This window comes from Streptomyces lydicus (genome assembly GCF_004125265.1).
Taxonomy (GTDB): Bacteria; Actinomycetota; Actinomycetes; order Streptomycetales; family Streptomycetaceae; genus Streptomyces; species Streptomyces lydicus_C.
In genome coordinates this window covers 5,078,974-5,099,840 of the sequence record NZ_RDTE01000003.1, presented here as the reverse complement: position 1 = coordinate 5,099,840, position 20,867 = coordinate 5,078,974, and the positions used below count along the sequence as shown (strand labels likewise).

Annotated in this window: 16 protein-coding genes; 9 read left to right on the top strand and 7 right to left on the bottom strand. The window is 72.5% G+C overall.

Going from position 1 to position 20,867, the window contains the following annotated elements:
- Positions 1-330: 330 nt before the first annotated feature.
- On the bottom strand, positions 331-1,656 hold the full coding sequence (locus D9V36_RS24845) for a secretion protein snm4 (protein WP_206739728.1): 1,326 nt from the start codon (positions 1,654-1,656) through the stop codon (positions 331-333).
- Positions 1,657-1,811: 155 nt separating this feature from the next.
- Between D9V36_RS24845 and D9V36_RS24840 the strand changes: the two genes are divergently transcribed.
- From D9V36_RS24840 to rarD, 6 genes are all read left to right on the top strand, one after another.
- Positions 1,812-3,140 carry a sensor histidine kinase gene (locus D9V36_RS24840; protein ID WP_129295716.1) on the top strand — a complete coding sequence of 443 codons (1,329 nt, stop codon included), beginning with the start codon at positions 1,812-1,814 and terminating at the stop codon, positions 3,138-3,140.
- A 246-nt stretch (positions 3,141-3,386) separates the two neighbouring features.
- Complete coding sequence (locus tag D9V36_RS24835) at positions 3,387-4,700, top strand: sensor histidine kinase (protein ID WP_129295715.1); 1,314 nt, start codon at positions 3,387-3,389, stop codon at positions 4,698-4,700.
- 217 nt (positions 4,701-4,917) lie between these two features.
- Positions 4,918-5,577: a response regulator transcription factor gene (locus tag D9V36_RS24830; protein WP_129298667.1), complete on the top strand. Its 660-nt coding sequence runs from the start codon at positions 4,918-4,920 to the stop codon at positions 5,575-5,577.
- Positions 5,578-5,871: 294 nt separating this feature from the next.
- Entirely contained in the window at positions 5,872-7,824 is a 1,953-nt protein-coding gene (locus D9V36_RS24825) for a 2-oxoacid:acceptor oxidoreductase subunit alpha (protein ID WP_129295714.1), read from the top strand.
- Complete coding sequence (locus D9V36_RS24820) at positions 7,817-8,911, top strand: 2-oxoacid:ferredoxin oxidoreductase subunit beta (RefSeq protein WP_129295713.1); 1,095 nt, start codon at positions 7,817-7,819, stop codon at positions 8,909-8,911. Before D9V36_RS24825 ends, D9V36_RS24820 begins: the two co-directional genes overlap by 8 nt.
- A gap of 274 nt (positions 8,912-9,185) precedes the next feature.
- Positions 9,186-10,259 carry an EamA family transporter RarD gene (rarD, locus tag D9V36_RS24815; RefSeq protein ID WP_129295712.1) on the top strand — a complete coding sequence of 358 codons (1,074 nt, stop codon included), beginning with the start codon at positions 9,186-9,188 and terminating at the stop codon, positions 10,257-10,259.
- Here rarD and D9V36_RS24810 read toward each other — a convergent pair.
- From D9V36_RS24810 to D9V36_RS24785, 6 genes are all read right to left on the bottom strand, one after another.
- Positions 10,249-11,127 (bottom strand): ABC transporter permease, encoded by an 879-nt coding sequence (locus D9V36_RS24810; RefSeq protein WP_129295711.1) that lies wholly within the window; start codon positions 11,125-11,127, stop codon positions 10,249-10,251. The genes rarD and D9V36_RS24810 overlap by 11 nt on opposite strands.
- The gene (locus D9V36_RS24805) at positions 11,114-12,214 is read right to left on the bottom strand and encodes an ABC transporter ATP-binding protein (protein ID WP_129295710.1); all 1,101 of its coding nucleotides are present in this window, start codon (positions 12,212-12,214) and stop codon (positions 11,114-11,116) included. The genes D9V36_RS24810 and D9V36_RS24805 overlap by 14 nt, the downstream gene beginning before the upstream one ends.
- Positions 12,215-12,421: 207 nt before the next feature.
- Positions 12,422-13,705 carry a LolA family protein gene (locus D9V36_RS24800; protein ID WP_129295709.1) on the bottom strand — a complete coding sequence of 428 codons (1,284 nt, stop codon included), beginning with the start codon at positions 13,703-13,705 and terminating at the stop codon, positions 12,422-12,424.
- A 270-nt stretch (positions 13,706-13,975) separates the two neighbouring features.
- On the bottom strand, positions 13,976-14,989 hold the full coding sequence (locus tag D9V36_RS24795) for a polyprenyl synthetase family protein (protein WP_129295708.1): 1,014 nt from the start codon (positions 14,987-14,989) through the stop codon (positions 13,976-13,978).
- A gap of 474 nt (positions 14,990-15,463) precedes the next feature.
- A complete protein-coding gene (locus D9V36_RS24790; RefSeq protein ID WP_129295707.1) occupies positions 15,464-16,666 on the bottom strand; it encodes an FAD-dependent oxidoreductase in 1,203 nt (400 codons plus the stop codon).
- Positions 16,663-17,943, bottom strand: coding sequence for an ATP-grasp domain-containing protein (locus D9V36_RS24785; RefSeq protein WP_129295706.1), 1,281 nt, complete (start codon positions 17,941-17,943; stop codon positions 16,663-16,665). Before D9V36_RS24785 ends, D9V36_RS24790 begins: the two co-directional genes overlap by 4 nt.
- Positions 17,944-18,228: 285 nt before the next feature.
- On the opposite strand from D9V36_RS24785, the gene fahA reads away from it, so the two are divergent.
- The 3 genes from fahA to D9V36_RS24770 all read left to right on the top strand — a co-directional run bounded on the left by fahA (position 18,229) and on the right by D9V36_RS24770 (position 20,826).
- On the top strand, positions 18,229-19,431 hold the full coding sequence (fahA, locus tag D9V36_RS24780; protein ID WP_129298666.1) for a fumarylacetoacetase: 1,203 nt from the start codon (positions 18,229-18,231) through the stop codon (positions 19,429-19,431).
- Positions 19,428-20,078, top strand: a complete 651-nt coding sequence (locus tag D9V36_RS24775; RefSeq protein WP_129295705.1) for a GOLPH3/VPS74 family protein — start codon at positions 19,428-19,430, stop codon at positions 20,076-20,078. Before fahA ends, D9V36_RS24775 begins: the two co-directional genes overlap by 4 nt.
- Before the next feature lie 268 nt (positions 20,079-20,346).
- Positions 20,347-20,826 (top strand): hypothetical protein, encoded by a 480-nt coding sequence (locus D9V36_RS24770; RefSeq protein ID WP_129295704.1) that lies wholly within the window; start codon positions 20,347-20,349, stop codon positions 20,824-20,826.
- The last annotated feature ends 41 nt before the right edge of the window (positions 20,827-20,867 follow it).

The window sequence follows — 20,867 nt, the reverse complement described above, 5'->3', positions numbered from 1 at the left end:
CGCGGAAGGCATGGCGGGCGGCGGCACCGCAGGAGGCATCACGCCGGGCGCGACCGCACCGGCGTCCGGCGCGTTCGGCTCCGCCCGCGCCGTCAGCGGTGTGTCCCATACGGTGGGAGCGCCGGTGCCGCCCTTCTCCAGGCTGACCGCACCAGGGCCGCCCCCCTTGCCACCTTCCGTGCCACCTTCCGTGCCACCCTCCGGGGCGCCCGTTCCCGCGGGCATCCCCGGCATCCCCGGCATCCCCGGTGTCCCCGGCATCCCCGGTGTCCCCGGCATCCCCGTTGTTCCCTCTGCTGACATGGTCCCGCGGCCGCCTTTCCGGTTCCGTCAGAACGTGTGCAGCAGCCGGCTGAAGACCCCGAGCGCCCCGAGGGCCACCGGGATCAGCGCCACCACACTGACCGACTCGACGAGGTTCATCAGCCGGCGCAGCCGGACCTGAACGTGTTCCGGCACTCGCACCGCGAGCACCACCAGTGGCAGCACCGCCGCCACACACAGCGCGGCGAGCGCACCCGGTGCCCCGGCGCCGTCCGCAGCCCCTTGCCACACCAGGCTCACCCCCACCGCCGTACCGGCCGCCAGCAGGGCGACAACCTCGACCACCAGGGGATAGGCACGCGCACGCGAAAGCGTCACCAGACACAGCAGGGCCGCGGCCGCCACCGACCAGCCGTCCTCCGCACCGGCCGCGAGCACTCCCGCCGCGCCCGCGGAGACCGCCATGGCGACGGTGGCCGGAGCCAGACCACGGTGGGTGACGCCGAGGGCGGTCGCCACCTGATGCCGGCTCACCGGCGCGCCACCGGAACGCCGGTCATCGAGCCGGGTCAGCCCGGCCGCCGTCAACGCCAGTCGGGGCAGATACCCCAGCACGAGCACCGAGACCACACCGAGGACGACTCCCGTACGCACCACACCGGTCAGTGCCAGCGCGGCCTCCCACGCTCCCACCGCGAGCGCGACCGCCGCCGCGCCGACGAGTCCGCCGCGCCCCAGCTCCGTACGGAGGCCGAGCAGCGCGAGCGCGGCCGCGACGGTCAGTCCGACGGCGGCCAGTCGCACCGCGCCGGCCGGGGCGGCCTGCCAGGAGGCGAGCGTGCCGAGCGCGCCGCCGCAGACCAGCAGCGCGGTGCCCAGCGGACGCCGTCCGGGCCATCCGGCGGCAGCTCCGCCGGCCGCGGCCAGCACCGCGACGATCCCGATCCCGAGCGCGGCCGGGCCCGGCCCGTACCAACTCACCGCCGAAACTCCGGCGACCAGTGCCAACAGCACACTCGCCGCACCGGCCGCCCACGTCCGGCTCCGCTCGTCCCAGCAGCGCCCGCGCATCGCCGGACCGTCGGTGACCTCATCGGCGGCCCCGTCAGCAGCGGCCTTGTCGGCGGCGTGACGGGTGGCGTGGTGGGTCGTGGCGTGGTGGCTCGTGGCGTGGTGGGTGGCGTCCTGATGGGTAGTGGCGTGATGGGTGGTGTGGCCGGTGTCGTGCCGCACCGCCGAGGCCACCGAGGCCGCCGGCGCCACCGAGGCCGCCGCCAACGCCCCGTGCTCCCCCGCGAACCGCATAGCCGAGCCCTCGGGCATCTGCGCCGGAGCAGGCGAATCGTCCTGCGGAAGCGCCGACCCGTCCGCCGTCACCCATCGCCGCGCCATCGGACGCTCCCCCTCCCGTTCCGTACCGCGACACGATACGGCCCCCCTCCGATGCGCTGTCCAGCACGGTCGCCGGCGGCGGGTGGGGAAAACCCCACCCCCACCACCCCAGCCACCCCATGGCACGGAGATCGGCGACCGGGCAGGCTGGGCGCATGACGGAGAGTCCCCGGCCCAGAGCTGCCGATGCTGGCGATACCACCCCTGACGATGTGTCACTGCCGCCGCCCGCAAGGCCACTCGGCGGCGCGACCTGGCGGGAGGTCGCCTACCTGCTGTCCAACTTCCCGCTGGGTCTGGTCGGGTTCGTGGTGCTGGTGGTGTGGCTGACCCTCGGAATCGGGCTGGCCGTCACCGTGATCGGCTTACCGCTGCTGGCCGCCGGCCTGGTGGCCTGCCGCAAGTACGGGAAGCTGGAACGGGCGCGGGCGCGGGCCCTGCTCGGGGTGCGGGTGCCGGAGCCGAGTCCGCTGCGGGCCCGGGAGCAGGGGTTCCTGCCCCGGATGTGGACGTGCCTGAAGGACCCGGTCGCCTGGCGGCATGCGCTGTTCGCGTTCATCCGGCTGCCCTGGGCCCTGCTCACCTTCGCCGTCACCCTGGTCTCGCTCGTGGTGGCCTGGCCTGCACTCCCCTGGCTGGCACGCTGGCTGACCACCGTGGACCGGGCCATGGTGCGCGGTCTGCTCTCGCCCTCCGACGAACTGGAGCGGCGGATCGCCGAGCTGGAGACGGACCGGATGACCGTCACCGACACCGCGGCCGCCGATCTGCGGCGCATCGAACGGGATCTGCACGACGGCGCGCAGGCCCGGCTGGTGGCACTCGCCATGGGGCTCGGCCTGGCGAAGGAGAAGCTGCTGGAGGGCCGGGCCGACGAGAGCGTGGCGGCGATGGTGGACGAGGCGCACGGCGAGGTGAAGCTGGCGCTGCAGGAGCTGCGCGATCTGGCCCGGGGCATCCACCCGGCGATCCTCACCGACCGCGGACTGGGGCCCGCCCTGGCCTCGCTGGCCGGGCGCTGCACGGTGCCCGCCACCACGGTCGTGGACCTGGACGAGCGGCCCGCGCCCGCCATCGAGGGCATCGTCTATTTCACGGTCTCGGAGCTGCTGCAGAACGTCTCGAAGCACAGTGCGGCGCGGACGGCGTCCGTCGAGGTCTGGCGGGCCGAGGGCGGTGGCGGGCGCCGGGCGGACGACCGGCTGCTGATCCAGGTGACGGACGACGGGAAGGGCGGGGCCCGGCTGGACGGCGGCAGCGGGATGGCCGGATTGGCCGAGCGGCTGGGGTCGGTGGACGGGCTGTTCGTGCTGGATTCGCCGGTGGGCGGGCCCACACGGGTGACGGCGGAGCTGCCGTGGCGGGCGCGGACGGCGCCGGGGGCGGCGGCGAAGGCGTCCAAGGCGCCCAAGGCGTCCAAGACGGGGGCACGAGCTTCGAAGACGAGGGCAAGGGCGGCGAAGGCGGGGGCGGAAGGGCGCTGACCGAGCCGGATGGGCGCCGACGGGAGCGATGGGGAGCGACCGCCCAGCCGGCCGCGGAGGGCGACGGCGGCCCCAGGCCCAGGGGTGGGGAAAACCCCCGGCGAAGACTGCGAAAGACCTCATGGTGCGCGGGGCGCCGGCCGCGGACCCTTGTCATGGCGGAAAGACCCGCCCGCGGCCCGCAGTTCGGGCGGCGGGCCGGTCCGACCGGGCAAGGGCCGCATCCGGCAGAACGGACGACGCGACATGGAAACCGCATACGCACCGCAGCCCCACGGCTCCCGGGTGCCCGAGGGGCTGCGCGCCCCGTTCTCCGGGCGCACCTGGCGGGAGTTCCTGTACCTCCTCCTCAGCTTCCCGCTGTCCATCGTGATGTTCACGTACGCGATGGTGGTGATGACCACGGGCGGCGGTCTGCTGATCACGTTCCTCGGCATCCCGCTGCTGGCCTGCGGCCTGGCCGGGGCCCGTGCGCTGGGCGCCCTGGAGCGGGTGCGGGCCCGCGCGCTGCTGGGGCTGGACGTCGCCGACCCCGAGCCCGTCCGGCCGTCCAAGCCGAGCCCGATGGGGTGGGTCGGGGCCGTACTGAAGAGCGGGGCGTCCTGGCGGCACCTTCTCTACTCGCTGCTGCACTTCCCGTGGGCGCTCTTCTCCTTCATCTTCTCGGTGACCTTCTGGACCCTCGGCTGGCGGCTGCTCACCTCCCCGCTGTGGCGGTGGGCGTTCCCCGTCACCTTCGGCGAGTCGGGCATCCAGTTGTGGATCGACGGCAACGGCCACAGCGTCGCTCTCGACTCTCCGGCCCAGATCGTGGTCACCAGCGGGGCAGGGCTGCTGCTGGTGCTGGCCGGACCGTGGGTGATCCACGGGCTGACGCAGGTGGACCGGATCATGGTCCACGGCCTGCTGGGGCCCTCCTCCCTCGCCGCCCGGGCCTCACAGCTGGAGTCGGACCGCGGGGTCGTGGTGGACACCGCGGCAGCGGATCTGCGGCGCATCGAGCGTGATCTGCACGACGGGGCGCAGGCCCGGCTGGCCTCGCTCGCCCTGGACCTGGGCCTGGCCAAGGAGAAGCTGGCCGAGGATCCTCAGGCCGCCGCGAGGATGGTGGACGAGGCGCACGGCGAGGTGAAGACCGCGCTCCAGGAGCTGCGGGACCTGGCCCGCGGGATCCACCCGGCGATCCTCACCGACCGGGGACTCGGCCCGGCCCTGTCAGCGCTGTCCGCGCGCTGCACGGTTCCGGTGACGGTGACCGTCGACCTGCACCGGCGGCCGGCCGCGGCGATCGAAGGACTCGCGTACTTCACCGCCTCCGAGCTGCTGCGGAACGTCTCCCGGCACTCCGGGGCCACCGGCGCGACGCTGGACGTCTGGCACACCGCGGACCGGCTCATGGTGCTGGTCGCGGACAACGGCCGCGGTGGCGCGCACACCGGACCGGGCACGGGCCTGGCCGCCCTCGCCGAGCGGCTGGCGGCCGTCGACGGCCTGCTGCTGGTGGACTCCCCGGCCGGCGGCCCCACCTGCGTCACCGCAGAACTCCCGTGGCGCGGGTGACGGCGGAGCCGCCGTGGCTCGGGTGACGGCGGAACCGCCGTAGCACGGCCCCGTACCGCCCCCTCTTCCCCTCATCCGCCCCCTCTCCCCCTTCATCCGCTCCCGATCCCCCCTCATCCGCCGCGCCGCCGTCCGAATGCTGGAATGCTGGAGGCCGACGGGGCGGGACGCGAGGAGACATGGGGGAATCTGAGCCGTGGAGGACGTGGCGGACAAGGTGCGGGTGGTCATCGCCGAGGACTCGGTGCTGCTCCGCGAGGGCCTGACCAGGCTGCTCACCGACCGGGGGCACGAGGTCGTGGCAGGTGTCGGGGACGCCGAAGCGCTGATCAAGACGATCGGGGAGCTGGCGGACGAGGGGGCGCTGCCGGACGTGGTCGTGGCGGACGTACGGATGCCGCCCACGCACACCGACGAAGGGGTCAGGGCCGCCATCCGGCTGCGCCGGGACCACCCCGGCCTCGGGGTGCTGGTGCTCTCGCAGTACGTCGAGGAGCAGTACGCGACGGAGCTGCTGGCCGGGTCGAGCCGGGGCGTCGGTTATCTGCTCAAGGACCGGGTGGCCGAGGTGCGGGAGTTCGTCGACGCCGTGGTCCGGGTCGCCGGGGGCGGGACCGCCCTGGACCCGGAGGTGGTGGCGCAGCTGCTGGGCCGCAGCCGGAAGCAGGACGTGCTGGACCGTCTGACCCCCCGGGAACGGGAGGTCCTGGGCTTGATGGCCGAGGGCCGGACGAATTCCGCGGTCGCCCGGCAGCTGGTGGTCAGCGACGGCGCCGTCGAGAAGCACGTCAGCAATATCTTCCTGAAGCTGGGCCTGTCGCCGAGTGACGGGGATCACCGCAGAGTGCTTGCGGTACTCACCTACCTCGGCTCCTAAGCATCTGACAACCTGTCAGGTGGGCGTTCCGCGGCGTTTTCCGCCGCGGTCCAGGACTTTGGTCGTAGAACCAATGGACGAGTCCGGAGCGTCATGAAGAGGGGGTCACGGGGGTGGTGATTTCATGACAAAACACACCAGATTGGTGTCTCATGTTGACGTCCAACATGCGAGCGCCCCAGGGAAGGCCACCCTTACCCACGTACGATGGTTATGGGACAACCGGTCAGTACGACACGTCCCGAGCCCTGCCTCCGGCGGGGACGCCGCACCCCTCGAGGGAGGTCCGAAGCAGTGACCAGCCAGGTCAGTAGCACAGCCGAGCAGACCGACGCAGCGCTTGTCGGGGAAGAGCGCGCTTCCGGTAACGGCGGCGAAGGCAAAGAAGTCCGACGCCTCGACCGGGTGATCATCCGGTTTGCCGGTGACTCCGGTGACGGTATGCAGCTCACCGGCGACCGGTTCACCTCGGAGACCGCGTCGTTCGGAAACGACCTGTCGACGCTGCCGAATTTCCCCGCCGAGATCCGCGCCCCTGCCGGAACCCTGCCGGGCGTCTCCAGCTTCCAGCTGCACTTCGCCGACCACGACATCCTCACGCCCGGTGACGCGCCGAACGTGCTGGTGGCGATGAACCCCGCGGCGCTGAAGGCGAACCTCGCGGATGTGCCGCGGGGCGCGGACATCATCGTCAACACCGATGAGTTCACCAAGCGCCCGATGGCGAAGGTGGGATACGCGACCAGCCCGCTGGAGGACGGGTCGCTGGAGGCCTACAACGTCCACCCGGTGCCGCTGACGACGCTGACGATCGAGGCGCTCAAGGAGTTCGGGCTCTCCCGCAAGGAGGCCGAGCGCAGCAAGAACATGTTCGCGCTGGGGCTGCTGTCGTGGATGTACCACCGGCCGACCGAGAGCACCGAGAAGTTCCTGCGGGCGAAGTTCGCGAAGAAGCCGGAGATCGCGGAGGCGAATGTCGCGGCGTTCCGGGCGGGCTGGAACTTCGGTGAGACGACGGAGGACTTCGCCGTCTCCTACGAGGTAGCGCCGGCGACCACGGCCTTCCCGACCGGCACCTACCGCAACATCTCCGGGAACCTCGCGCTGTCCTACGGGCTGATCGCGGCCGGCCGGCAGGCGGACCTGCCGCTCTACCTGGGCTCGTACCCGATCACCCCGGCCTCCGACATCCTGCACGAGCTGTCCAAGCACAAGAACTTCGGTGTGCGCACCTTCCAGGCGGAGGACGAGATCGCCGGGATCGGCGCGGCGCTGGGCGCCGCGTTCGGCGGTGCGCTGGCGGTGACGACCACCTCGGGTCCCGGTGTGGCGCTGAAGTCCGAGACGATCGGCCTGGCGGTCAGTCTGGAACTGCCGCTGCTGATCGTGGACATCCAGCGCGGCGGGCCGTCGACGGGTCTGCCGACGAAGACCGAGCAGGCCGACCTGCTGCAGGCGATGTACGGGCGCAACGGCGAGGCGCCGGTGCCGATCGTGGCGCCGAAGACGCCCGCGGACTGCTTCGACGCCGCCCTGGAAGCGGCCCGGATCGCGCTGGCCTACCGCACGCCGGTCTTCCTCCTCTCCGACGGCTACCTGGCCAACGGCTCGGAGCCGTGGCGGATCCCCGACGTCGACGAACTGCCGGATCTGCGGGTCCAGTTCGCCTCGGGCCCCAACCACCAGCAGGCGGACGGCACCGAGGTGTTCTGGCCGTACAAGCGGGACGAGCAGACCCTGGCCCGGCCCTGGGCGGTGCCGGGCACACCGGGCCTGGAGCACCGTATCGGCGGCATCGAGAAGCAGGACGGCACGGGCAACATCTCCTACGACCCGGCCAACCACGACTTCATGGTGCGCACCCGCCAGGCGAAGGTCGACGGCGTCGACGTCCCCGACATCGAGGTCGACGACCCCGCCGACGACAGCGGCCGGGGCGCCGGGACCCTCGTACTGGGCTGGGGGTCGACCTACGGTCCGATCACCGCGGCGGTACGGCGCGTGCGGCGCGCGGGCGAGCGCATCGCACAGGCCCATCTGCGCCACCTCAACCCCTTCCCGGGGAATCTCGGCGAGGCCCTGGCGCGTTACGACAAGGTGATCGTGCCGGAGATGAACCTCGGGCAGCTCGCCACCCTGCTGCGCGCCAAGTACCTCGTCGACGCACGGTCGCACACCCAGGTCAGCGGAATGCCGTTCAAGGCCGAGCAGCTCGCGGAGGTCTTTAAGGAGGCCATCAATGACTGAGACGATCGCGGAGGGGTCCTCGCAGATCGAGGCGCTCTCCCTGGTGCCCAAGGCCGATGCCAAGCAGTCCATGAAGGACTTCAAGTCCGATCAGGAAGTGCGCTGGTGCCCCGGCTGCGGTGACTACGCCGTCCTTGCCGCCGTGCAGGGCTTCATGCCCGAGCTCGGCCTGGCCAAGGAGAACATCGTCTTCGTCTCCGGCATCGGCTGCTCCTCCCGCTTCCCGTACTACATGAACACCTACGGGATGCACTCCATCCACGGCCGCGCCCCCGCCATCGCCACCGGCCTGGCCTCCTCCCGGCGCGACCTGTCCGTATGGGTCGTCACCGGCGACGGCGACGCGCTCTCCATCGGCGGCAACCACCTCATCCACGCCCTGCGGCGCAACGTCAACCTCAAGATCCTGCTGTTCAACAACCGGATCTACGGTCTGACCAAGGGGCAGTACAGCCCCACCTCCGAGGTCGGCAAGATCACCAAGTCGACGCCGATGGGGTCGCTGGACGCACCCTTCAACCCGGTCTCGCTGGCGCTCGGCGCCGAGGCGTCCTTCGTCGCCCGCACCGTCGACTCCGACCGCAAGCACCTCACCTCGGTGCTGCGCGAGGCCGCCGCCCACCCCGGCACGGCGCTGGTGGAGATCTACCAGAACTGCAACATCTTCAACGACGGTGCCTTCGAGGTCCTCAAGGACAAGGAGCAGGCCCAGGAGGCCGTCATCCGCCTGGAGCACGGGCAGCCGATCCGCTTCGGCGCCCTGGCCCCCGACGGCTTCGGCTCCAAGGGCGTGATCCGCGACCCGGCCACCGGCGACCTCAAGGTCATCGACGTACGGGAGGAGGGCACCGGAGGCGTGCTGGTGCACGACGCGCACAACCCGTCGCCCACCACGGCGTTCGCCCTCTCCCGGCTCGCCGACCCCGATACGCTCCACCACACCCCCATCGGGGTCCTGCGCAACGTCAACCGGCCGGTCTACGACACCCTGATGTCCGACCAGCTCGACGACGCCATCGAGCAGAAGGGCAAGGGCGACCTGGCCACTCTGCTGACCGGCAACGACACCTGGACGGTCGTCGGCTGACGGTCGTCGGCCGACGACCGCCCCCGGCGGGCTGCCCTCGGGTGCCCTTACGGAGACGTCTTACGGCGTCCCGTAAGGGCACCCGTTGTGCGTTCTCCGGGCCCGGAACGCAGGAGCCGGGCCCGGAACGCGGGGGCCGGGCCCGGCACGCTGGGTCGGACCCGGCACGCGTGGACCGCCGGCCTGTCATGACCGTATGGCAAGACAGGTATGACAGCCGGGCAGAGCGGCGCTACTTTCGCAGAGGCGGTGAAGCACTCTGCGGAGGTCCCCCTTGCAGCCTCGAAGCGATCAGCGTGTCGGACTTGCCTACGGTTTCGGCGCCTACACCATGTGGGGCCTGCTGCCGCTCTACTGGCATCTGCTGGACGCCGCCTCGCCGTTCGAGATCCTGGCCCATCGCATGGTGTGGTCGCTGCCCGTCGCCGTCGTCATCCTGGCCGTGCTGCGCCGCTGGTCCTGGGTCGGCCCGTTGCTGCGGCAGCCAAGGAGGCTCGGGCTGGTCCTGGTCTGCGCCCTGGTCATCTCGGCGAACTGGTTCCTCTACATCTGGTCGGTCAACGCCGGGCATGTCCTGGAGGCCTCGCTCGGCTATTTCATCAACCCGCTGGTCAGCATCGCCTTCGGCGTACTGGTGCTGCGCGAGCGGCTGCGGCCGCTGCAGTGGACGGCGGTGGGGATCGGCCTCCTCGCCGTCGTCGTGATGACCGTCGCCTACGGCAAGGTGCCCTGGATCGCGCTCGGGCTGGCCTTCTCCTTCGCGACATACGGGCTGGTCAAGAAGGGCATCAAGCTCGACGGGATCGAGGGCTTCAGCGCCGAGACCGCCCTCCAGCTGCTGCCCGCGCTGGGGATCCTGGTCTTCCTCGCCCTGCACGGCGAGTCCCGGTTCACCACCGGCGGGCTGGGCCAGGCACTGCTGCTCGCGGGCTGCGGCATCGCGACGGCGGTACCGCTGATCTGCTTCGGCGCCTCGGCCATGCGGCTGCCGCTGACGACGATCGGGATGATGCAGTATCTGGCGCCGACCTTCCAGTTCCTGCTGGGGCTCACCGTTTTCCACGAGCGGATGCCGCCGGAGCGCTGGGCCGGGTTCGCTCTGGTGTGGGCGGCCCTGACGGTACTGACCTGGGACGCACTGCGGACCGCACGGCGGGGGCGGACGGCACTAGCCGATGCTGCGGCGCGTGCGGAGGCGACGGCCGGGAACGGGACCGGTGCCGGAGCCGGAGCCGGGGCCGGGGCCGGGGCCGGAGCCGGGGCCGGGGCCGGGGCCGCGGAAGCAGCGGCGGCCCGGCCCGCCGGAGCGCCGGCCGTGGCGCCGCCCTCGGACGGCCTCACCCGGTGATGTCCCGGGTGGTGAAGCGCGCCCAGGCGGCCGAGCCGAATACCAGGGCGTACAGCGCCTGCAGGCCGAGGTTCTTCTGCAGCTGGTCCCAGTAGACGGGATCGCGGAGCAGATCCGCGAACGACAGCCAGTAGTGCGGGAAGAGGTAGGGCTGGATGGCGTGCAGCTGCGGGAGGGTGTCCAGGATCTGCACGGTGATCAGCAGGCCGACCGTGGTCGCCATGGCGGCGATACCGCTGCTGGTGAGCGCCGAGACGAACAGGCCGATGGCGGCCACTCCGATGAGGGACAGCGCCACCGCGACCGAGATGGCCAGCGCCCGCAGCAGCCCCTCGCCGAACGACACGGACGTCCCCGAGAGCAGGGTGACCTTGCCCAGAGGGAAGAGCAGGGCTCCGGTCGCCAGGGCGGAGAGCGCCACGACCAGGGTGCCCACCAGGCAGAACGTCAGGATCGTGGCGTATTTGACCAGCAGCAGGCGGGTGCGGCCCGCGGGCGCCACCAGGAGGTAGCGCAGCGTCCCGCCATGGGCCTCACCGGCGAGGGAGTCGCCCCCTATCACCCCGATGGACATCGGCAGGAAGAACGGCAGCGTCACCGCGAGCGAGGTGAAGACCAGGAAGAGGCCGTTATGGGTGACCTGCGAGAGGAACGCCGGGCCGCCACCGCCACCGCCACCGCCCGGTCCGCCGCCGCCGTCGCCCGTCTCGATCCTGACGGCGATACCGACCAGGACCGGTACGCCCGCGAGCACCGCCAGCAGCGCGAGGGTGCGCCAGCGCCGGAACGTCGTAGCGATCTCGCTGCGCAGCAGACCCAACGACCACAGTGGTCGGGGCGTGCGCACCGCCGCCTCAGCCTGCGACATCGAAGCCCTCCCCGGTCAGCTGAACGAAGACGTCCTCCAGCGATGCCCGCTGTCTGCCGAAGCCACGGACCCGTACCCCGGCGAGCACCAGCGCGGCGTTGAGATCCGCCAGGTCCGGGGGCGCACCGCCGTCCGGTGTGCTCAGGGGCGCGTGCGGGGCCGGGAGTTCGCCGGTCACCCGGTCGCCGGTGACCTCCAGGCCGGTCAGACCGTGCTCCTTCAGGACCCGGACCGCGTCGGCCGGGTCAGGGGTGGTCACCGTCAGCCGGCCGTGCCCGGGGCCGTGCGAGTCGAGGACCGTGGCGGAGAGGTCGGCGACCGTGCCCTGGGTGATCAGCCGGCCGCGGGCCATCACCGCGGCATGGGTGCAGACCTGCTCGATCTCGTCCAGGAGATGGGAGGAGAGGAAGACGGTGGTGCCGTCCGCCGCGAGGTCACGGATCAGCGCGCGGATCTCCCGCATGCCCTGGGGGTCCAGACCGTTGGTCGGCTCGTCGAGGACCAGCAGCTCGCGGGGCTGGAGCAGGGCCGCGGCCAGGCCGAGGCGCTGCTTCATACCGAGGGAGTAGGCGCGCGCCTTCTTGCCGGCCGCGGCGGCCAGGCCCACCCGCTCCAGTGCGTGCCCGACCCGCGCGGCACGGGTACGGGGATCGGCGAGCGGGTCGGCGGCGTCGAACCGGCGGAGATTGTCCCGCCCGCTGAGAAAGCCGTAGTGCGCCGGGCCCTCGATGAGCGCGCCGACCCTGGGGAGCACCCGGCGGACCGCGGCGGGCATCGGCTGCCCCAGCACCCGCGCGCTGCCGGCGCTCGCCTCGATCAGGCCCATCAGCATGCGGATGGTGGTGGTCTTGCCGGAGCCATTGGGGCCGAGGAAGCCGAAGACACTGCCCCGCGGTACGGCCAGATCGAGGCCGTCTACGGCGAGCCGGCCGCCCCCGTACGCCTTGGTCAGCCCGCGCGTCTCGATCGCCGGCTCCCCGGCGGGCCGGCGGGCGGGGCTGCCGTCGGCCCCCCGGGCACCGTCGGATGGCCGGGCACCGTCGGATGGCCGGGCACCGTCGGGCGCCGAGGCGGTGGGCTGTGGCATCGGCTCCCCCCCCCAACGGCGTACGGATGTGGTCCACCGGCCACGCCGCGCCACCCACCGAGGGATGGCACGGCGCTCGCGCACTTCTGTGCTCCTGCACTTCTGCGCTTCTGTGCTTCCGCGCTTCCGCGTTTCTGCAATGCCGCGCTCTGCGCTGCCGCGCCCTGTACCGAGTTCGGCGCTTCTGCGCTGCCGCGCGGTGGCCCGTTACTTGCCGGCGTTCGCGGCGTCGATCAGGGCCTGCTTGTCGACGGCGCCGACGTAGGCCGTGCCGTGGTCCGTGACCAGGGCGTTGACCAGGCGGGTGCTGAAGACCCGGCCGGAGCCGAAGGAACCGTGCACCTTCTCGCCGATGCTGTCCAGGAACTTGGTGGCGTCACCGCCGCCACCCTGCTCCTTGCCGGAGGGCAGGCCCGGGCCGGCGCCCTTGATCGTGGCGATGGACGTCCAGCCCTTGCCGATGACCTTCAGTCCGCCCTTGGTCTTCAGTCCGCCCTTGGCCTTCTGGAAGTCCTTCGCGTCCTGGTGGGACGGGAGGTTCTTGCCGTGCTCACGCCGGTCCTTCGCCGCTTCCTTGTCGCCGTCGACGACCTTGGCGCCCTTGGGCGGGGTGAAGGAGAACGTGCTCGCGGCGGGCTTGGCGAAGTCGACGTTCGTGTAACCGACGTCGATGGCGGCCGCGCCACCGCTCTTGGGGGTCAGGGTGAACTTCAGCGGCACGCCGTTGGCGGCGTCCACCGCGACCCGGATCGAGCCGACCGTCGAGGCGGCCTGCTTGGGCTTGATCAGCAGCTGGTAGGCGTCCCGCCCGGCAACCGTGGCGGTGCCGTCGACGGTGACCGAGGTCGTGTCGCCGGCCGCCTTCAGGGCCTGCTTCGCGAGGTCCTGCGGGGTGGCGCTCTTCAGGCCGCTGGGCAGGCCCTCGGGCGCCCGGTGCTGCTTGCCGTGCCGGCCGGAGTCGGGGGCGGTGCTGTGCATCGCGGTGTTGCTGCCGCTGTCGTAGGCCCAGATCTGGTTGCCGTTGTGGACCAGGCTGTACTCGGCGGCCTTGTCGACGATCGACACCCGCTGCTTCTCGGGACCGTCGGCCGCGACGCGCAGCGTGTGCGCACCGGACGCCAGCTCCATCAGCTTGTTCTGGGGCGCCGCGGAGGCGCCCTCGCCGCCCTTCCCGCCGGCACCGGCCTGGCCGCCGCCGAAGCCGCCCGCCGCGCCGCCGGCACCCGGCAGGGACGGCAGACCGAGGTCCGTGGAGACCCGGACCGTCCCGGAGAGCTGCTGGACGTCCGACTTGGCGACCTTGGCTATCAGGTCCTGTGCGGAGATCTTCGGCAGGTCCGGCGAACCGGCGAATGCGGGGACCAGCCCGATCGTGGCCGCCGCCACTCCCGCCACGGCGACCGGTACGCCATACCGCACCGCCTTACGGCGCTTCTGGGAGCGCCCCTCGTCCCATCCGTCGGTGCCCTGTGTCGGTTCGTTCCGTGGCATCTGCCCTACCTCCGTCGTTGGCGGCGGTTGCTGCGCTGTCCACCCGTCACCCCTGGGGCTCATTGTGACCGTCCGCCGCGCTCTGATGCTTCCATCTCACCAAATCGCGGGACGGATAACGTCAACCAGCGGGAGCAACTCGTCCTACTGCTGAGGTATGACGCATGGTCACCTCAGGTCAGAGTCCGTACCACCGGAGTCGGACCATTCCCTAGGGGATGCGGGGACGGCTCCAGGGGATGCGGGGCACAGGCGCCGCGGGGAGGGACCTCAGCCCGCCCGGTGCACCACCGCATCGCAGAGCCCTTCCAGGGCCGACTTGGCCGTGCAGGACGGCAGCGGCGCCAGCATCGCGCGGGCCTCCTGCGCATAGCGCACGGTGTCGCGGCGGGCCTCTTCGAGCGCCGGGTGGGCGCGCAGGCCGGCCAGCGCCTCGGCATGCCGGGCGTCGTCCGTGAGATCCCCGGACAGCAGCTCGGCGAGGGCCCGGTCCTCGGGCGTAGCGGCGTCGCTCTCGGCGCGTGCCCGCAGATGCAGCACGGGCAGCGTCGGGATGCCCTCCCGCAGGTCCGTGCCGGGCGTCTTGCCCGATTCGTGCGAATCGCTGGCGATGTCCAGCACGTCGTCGGCCAGCTGGAAGGCGGTGCCCAGCCGCTCGCCGTACTGGGTGAGGATGTTGACCGTCGACTCCTCGGCGCCCGACATCATCGCGCCGAACCGGCACGCGACGGCGACCAGCGAACCGGTCTTGCCGGCCAGGACGTCCAGATAGTGGCTGATGGGGTCGCGGCCGTCGCGCGGGCCCGCGGTCTCCAGGATCTGGCCGGTCACCAGGCGTTCGAACGCCTGGGCCTGGATCCGGACCGCCTCCGGCCCGAGGTCGGCGAGGATGTGCGAGGCGCGGGCGAACAGGAAGTCGCCGGTCAGCACCGCGACGGAGTTGCCCCAGCGGGCGTTGGCGCTGGCCACGCCGCGGCGCACCTCGGCCTCGTCCATCACGTCGTCGTGATACAGCGTCGCGAGGTGCGTCAGCTCCACGACGACCGCGGAGGGCACCACGCCCGGGCTGTAGGGGTCACCGAATTGGGCGGCCAGCGTCACCAGCAGCGGCCGGAACCGCTTGCCGCCCGCGCGCACGAGGTGCTGCGCGGATCCGGTGATGAACGGCACGTCGCTCTTGGTGGCCTCCAGCAGGCCCTCCTCGACAGCCGCCAACCCGGCCTGGACATCGGCCTCAAGAGCCTGGTCCCGCACGCTCAGCCCGAAGGGCCCGACGACGGTCACGAGGGGTACTCCTGTCTGCTGACGATCAAACTGAATGTCGATCTGTCGCTGTCTCCACCGTTGGCCAGCGTATCCGGTCGCAGTTCGATCACCGTGAGCGCCCGCCCCCCGAACCGCCCGGGAAGCACGGCGGCCCGGCCGACAGGTTCTGGATCACCTGTTGACGCGAGTGTGACGCGGGAGCACGGGGTCCGGCAACGAGTGGAGTATTTCCGGCCTGCTTCTTGTCCGGCAAGGCCTCCTGTCCGGGCACGGCCCCGGCCCCGGCCCCGGGCACAACCACAGGCACGGGCACGGCGACTCCCGCCACCGCCCCCCGCCGCGGCCTCCCGCGAAAGCACCACAGCGCAAGGTGACTTCCCTCGCCCGAGAGGAACCGCGGGCCCCACCGCAAGCAGCGCTACCGGCTCGCCCCACCCGCCGCAGGCCCGCTCACCCCGTAAGCCCGCTCCCCGCAGGCCCCCGTAGCCCCGCTCACCCGAAGGCCCGCGCCACCGCCCGTGCCAGCCGCGGCGAGGCGAACTCCGTGCCGCACACGAAGCGCATCACCGGCCCGAACGAGGCTGCCGCCGGCAACCCCGTGAAGTACAGCCCCGGTACGGACGAGCCGAAGCCGGCGTCCAGCAGCGGCCCGCCGGCCCGCGTCACGATCCCGGTGCGCAGCCCCTGGCCCAGGAAATCCAGTGCCGCCAGGTCCATCCGGTAGCCCGTCGCGGCCAGCACATGGTCGGCGGCGAGCTCCCCGCCCTGCCCGTCGGCCCCTCGCAGCGCCAGCACGGGACGGCCGTCACGGACCGTGGCCCGTACGATCCGCCGCCCCTGCGTCACCTGCACCCGGCCGGCGAAACGGTCCCGCAGCCACCACGCCCCCAGCGGGCCGAGCACCCGCCGCACCAGATACCGCCGGGCGGGCACCGGCAGCCGGCGGAAGCCGCCGGCGTAATAGGTCAGGGCATGCAGCGACCAGGCGTTGCCGAAGGGCGACGGCGGCCGCAGGCGGGGCTGGCGGTCCGGCGGCGCCCCGAAGCCCACCGCACCCTGGCGGCGCGCCACCACCCGTACGGACGCCGCGCCCGCCTCGGCGAGCAGCACCGCGCTCTCCAGCGCCGACTGCCCGGCGCCGATCACCACCACCTCGCGGCCGGCCAGCGCGGACAGGTCGTGGTGCTGTGAGCTGTGCGAGACCGGCCCCGTCGCGGACGGCCCGTCCGGGATCGCGGCGGCCAGCTCCGGCGGCAGCTGCGCCAGCCCGCTCAGCCCGGTGGCCACCACCACGGCCCGCGCGCCGACCTGCTCCCCGCTGTCCAGCTTCAGCTCGAAGCCGCCGTCCCGCCGGTCGACCGAGACCACCCTGACCTGCTCCAGCTCGGGGACGGTGCGCTGCTGCACCCACTGCCCGTACCGGATGAACACCTCGATGGGGACGATGTCCCAGTCCGAGGGGTAGGGCCCCTCCCCCGTCTTCGCGCAGAAGTCGCCGAGGGTGTGGCCGGACTGCGGGACGTCGATGGTGGAAGCCGCCGGCGTCGACTTGAGCAGCATGCCCGCGGGCATCTGCGTGCGCCAGCTCGCCATCGGCGCCCCGAAGACCCGCACCGGCAGACCGCGCGCCCGTAGGTGCGCGGCCGTCGACACGCCGTACGGGCCGGCCCCGATGACCGCTACCGGAGTGCTCACTTCGGTCCCTCCCCTTGCCTGAGTGGTGCCTCGGTACCCGCCCGGCGGCCCGCCCGCCGCAGCTGCCTCAGATGCCGGGCGCCCGGCCCGACGGACCGCGCCAGCATCGTGAAGAACGGCAGCGGGTCATCGCCCGCGAACCACGCCAGCTCGGTGCCCGAGGCCCGCGCCGGAGCGTGCGGCGGACGCGAGCCGCTGCGCCGGTACGCGAGCCGGGCCGGCAGATCGACGTTCTCGACGACGAAGCGGCGCCCGGCCCGCTGCGCCCCCTCGGGGACGGTGCGCCCGGTGAGCTCCAGATGCTGGGCGCGGACGACGTCCACCCCGGCGGCGTTCTCGAAGAGCCGGAACTGCGCGCCCATCCGCGGATTGAAGTCCAGCAGCTTGTACCGGCCGTCGCGGCGGTCGAACCGCCAGTCCAGATCGGCGATGCCGGTGAACCCGATGCGGTCGACGAACTTGGCCGACAGGGTGGCGAGTTCCGGGTTGTCGACGACATACGCGCAGGCCGTCATGCCGGCGTGCGGCGGCCAGGAGCGCACCTTGACCCCGGTGAACAGCGCCAGCGGTGCCCGGTCCGCGCCGAAGCAGGCGTGCACGATCCAGTCCTCGGCCTGCTCCCGCGGCAGATACTCCTGCAGGATCACGCCCGGCCGCGGACCCCAGTCACGGGCCAGATCCAGCAGCTGCTCCGGCCCTCCTATCCGGGTCGTCCCCGCGACGGCGGGCCGTTCGCGCCGGACGAACGCCTCGCGGTTCTTGGCCACCACCGGGAAGCGCGCGCGCCCGGCGTACGCCTCGATGTCCGCGTACGAACCGGGGAAGACGGCGGCCGGCGAGGGCACCCCATGGGCCGCGCACAGTTCGTGCAGGCCCTGTTTGCTGGCCAGCCGGCGCGGCAGTCCGGGGGCGACCCGGGGAAAGAGGAACGACCCGGAGAGCGCTTCGGCGTGCTCGGCTATCAGCACGGCCGCCTCCTCGTCGGTGGGGAGCAGCAGCGTCGGGCGGCCGATCCGCCGGCCGATCCGCAGCAGCCCCGTCACCAGCCGGTCCGGCTCCTCCCGCCCGGTGGTCGGCCAGACGAAGCGGCCGCGGAGATAGCGGGAGAGGGCCGCCGGTGTGAAGCGGTCCTCCGTCACGGCGTACATGGGCACCCCGAGCCGCCCCAGGCTGCGGATCGCCCCCACACCTCCGTGGTGCAGGGGGTACGCCCCGATCTTCACGATCAGCCCCGGAACGCTCCGGTCGACCGCGGGCCGTGCGGCACTGCGAGCCACGTATCCCCCCAACGGCGCGGTCCCTCCCCGGCCCGCGCCAGGAAAGGAAGCTAGGCCCGAATTGCGCGGTGCAGCAAGGCTTTTCCGGACATTGCCGATGCTTGGGGGCGCATCACGTGGCGCGTACGCCGTCCAAATCCGTACGCTCCCGCGCCCTCGCGCCCCATGACCGCCCCGCCGGTCATCGCCCGGCCGTACGCTGATCGTCGGCGCCCCCGGCCCGCGGGCCACCAGGCCCGGCCGGCCCGGCCGCCCACCGGTGACGACGAACGCGAGGAGCTGTCCATGCCCGAGCAGAGCCCGTTCGACCTGGCGGAAGGCGATCCCTTCGGCCCGCACAACCTGCCCTACGGTGTGTTCAGCACCGCCGACGCGCCCGGTCAGCGGCGCCTCGGCGTCCGCTACGGCGACCGGGTCCTCGATCTGAGCGCACTGCCGAGCGCCCTGCCCGCCGCCATCCATCCGCACGCCGAACTGCTCGCGGCCCCGACCCTCAACCCGCTGCTGGCGGCCGGCCGTCCCGTCTGGCAGCAGATCCGGGCGGCCGTCCGCAGCGCCGTGACCGACCCGGCGCACCGCGACGAAGTGGCACCGCTGTTCCATCCGCTCACCGAGGTCACGCTGCACCTCCCCTTCGAGGTCGCCGACTACGTCGACTTCTACGCCAGCGAGCACCACGCCACCAACGTCGGCCGGATCTTCCGCCCGGCGTCCGCGGCACTGCCCCCCAACTGGAAGCACCTGCCGATCGGTTACCACGGCCGGGCGGGCACCGTCGTCGTCAGCGGCACCCCGGTCGTCCGGCCGCACGGCCAGCGCAAGGCCCCCGCGGACGAGACGCCCGCCTTCGGCCCCTCCCTCCGCCTCGACATCGAGGCCGAGGTCGGCTTTGTCGTCGGCGCACCCTCCACACTGCACACACCCGTCCCGCTGGGCGACTTCCGCGACCACGTCTTCGGCGTCTGCCTGCTCAACGACTGGTCCGCGCGCGACATCCAGGCCTGGGAGTACATGCCGCTCGGCCCCTTCCTGGGCAAGTCCTTCGCCACCTCCGTCTCCGCCTGGATCACCCCGCTCGACGCCCTCGACGAGGCCCGGACGCCGCCGCCCGCCCGGGACGTGCCGCTGCTGCCCTACCTCGACGACGCGGGCGCGGAGCCGGGCGGCATCGACATCCGCATCGAGGTGCGCATCAACGGCGAGACCGTCTCCCGGCCGCCGTTCTCCACCATGTACTGGACGGCCGCCCAGCAGCTCGCCCATATGACCGTCAACGGCGCCTCGCTGCGCACCGGCGACCTCTTCGCCTCCGGCACCGTCTCCGGCCCCGACCCCGACCAGCTCGGCTGTCTGCTGGAGCTCACCCAGGGCAAGGGCCCCTACCTCCAGGACGGCGACGAGGTCACCCTCACCGCCTGGGCGCCCGGCCCCGAGGGCGCCCGGATCGGCCTGGGCGAGGTCACCGGCCGCATCCTGCCCGCCGGATGACCGAGCCGCCGCTCACCCTCCCCGAGGAGCTGCTGCTGCTCGCCCTCGACCCGGTCGGCGGCCGGCCGCTGAACCGCGGCGCGTACCTGCGGTACGGGCTGGCCGGTGCGGCACTGGCCGATCTGGAGGGGGCCGGGCGGATCACCGTCGAGGGCCGCGACCGGATCGTGGTGACCAACCCGCTGTCGCTGGGCGATCCGGTGCTGGACGGCGCGTTGGCGGCGCTGCCGGAAGGGGCCAAGCAGCGCCGGGGCGGCACGGCGCGCCGCTGGGTGCGCGGCGCCGGACGACCCGTTCAGGAGCTGTGCCTGCACCGGCTGGAGGAGCGCGGCGCGCTGCGCAGGGAGGCCCGGCGGGCCCTGGGCCTCTTCCCCTACGAGCGCTTCCCGGCCGGGCCGGTGGATCTGGCCGGACCGGCCCGGGAGCGCTTCGCCGCGGCACTCGGCGCCGGGTTCCCCGACCGCCGCAGCCGGCTGCTCGCCGCGCTGGCCTCGGCGACCGACCTCGACCGCAGGCTCCTGCCGGGCCGCGAGTACCGCACGGTGCGCCGCGAGATGAAGCGCTGGACGCGGGAGATCTGGACGGTGCATGCGGTGGAGCGCGCCGTACGGCAGGACAAGGAGGCGGCGTCGAATGCGGCCTCCTGAGGAAAGCGTCCGGTCGCGCCCGAGACCGGACGAGACCGACTGAGACCGCCCGAGACCGACTGGGACCACTTGGGAGCGACTGGGACCGCCCGGGAGACCGCCCGAGACCGTCCGGTAGACGGCACATGCACCGCCCTCCCCTGCCCCACCCGGTGTGCTGCCACGTCACAGCCCCACACCAAGTCCGTACCGGCGTTGCAGCGGTCCGGGACGGGTCCCGGACCGCTGCTAGCCTCACGGGTCCTGACCCACAACGGAGGAGACGTACGTGCGCAAGGCAGCGCAGATCGCCGGGGCGGCAGCCATCGCCGCGATGCTGCTCAGCGGTTGCGGAAGCAGCGGCGGCAACGGCAGCGGCAACGACAGCAAGCCGAGCAAGTCGCCGGACGCGCCGTCGACTCCCGACAAGCCCGCGGGCGCCGGTGCCGTCGAGGGTGCCTGGAAGGCCGGTACGAAGAGCAGCCCGCTGATCCTGGTGATCAGCAAGGGCACCGTCGCCTTCAGCAACGGGCACAAGGCCGCCTGCCTGGGCAAGGTCCAGGAGATGGCCGGGATGACCATGGCCGCGGTCAAGTGCACCGACAAGGACACCACCCGCACCATGGGCACCCTCAAGCCCGCCGCCGACGGCAAGACCCTGACCGTCGACTGGAAGAACGGGCCCACCGAGAAGTACACCAAGTCCGGCGACGGCAGCGTGAAGGTCCCCGATATGCCGCAGCTGCCGAGCGGTATGCCCAAGAGCTGACCGGCCGCCGGGCCACCCCTCGCACGACGGACCGCGCCTCA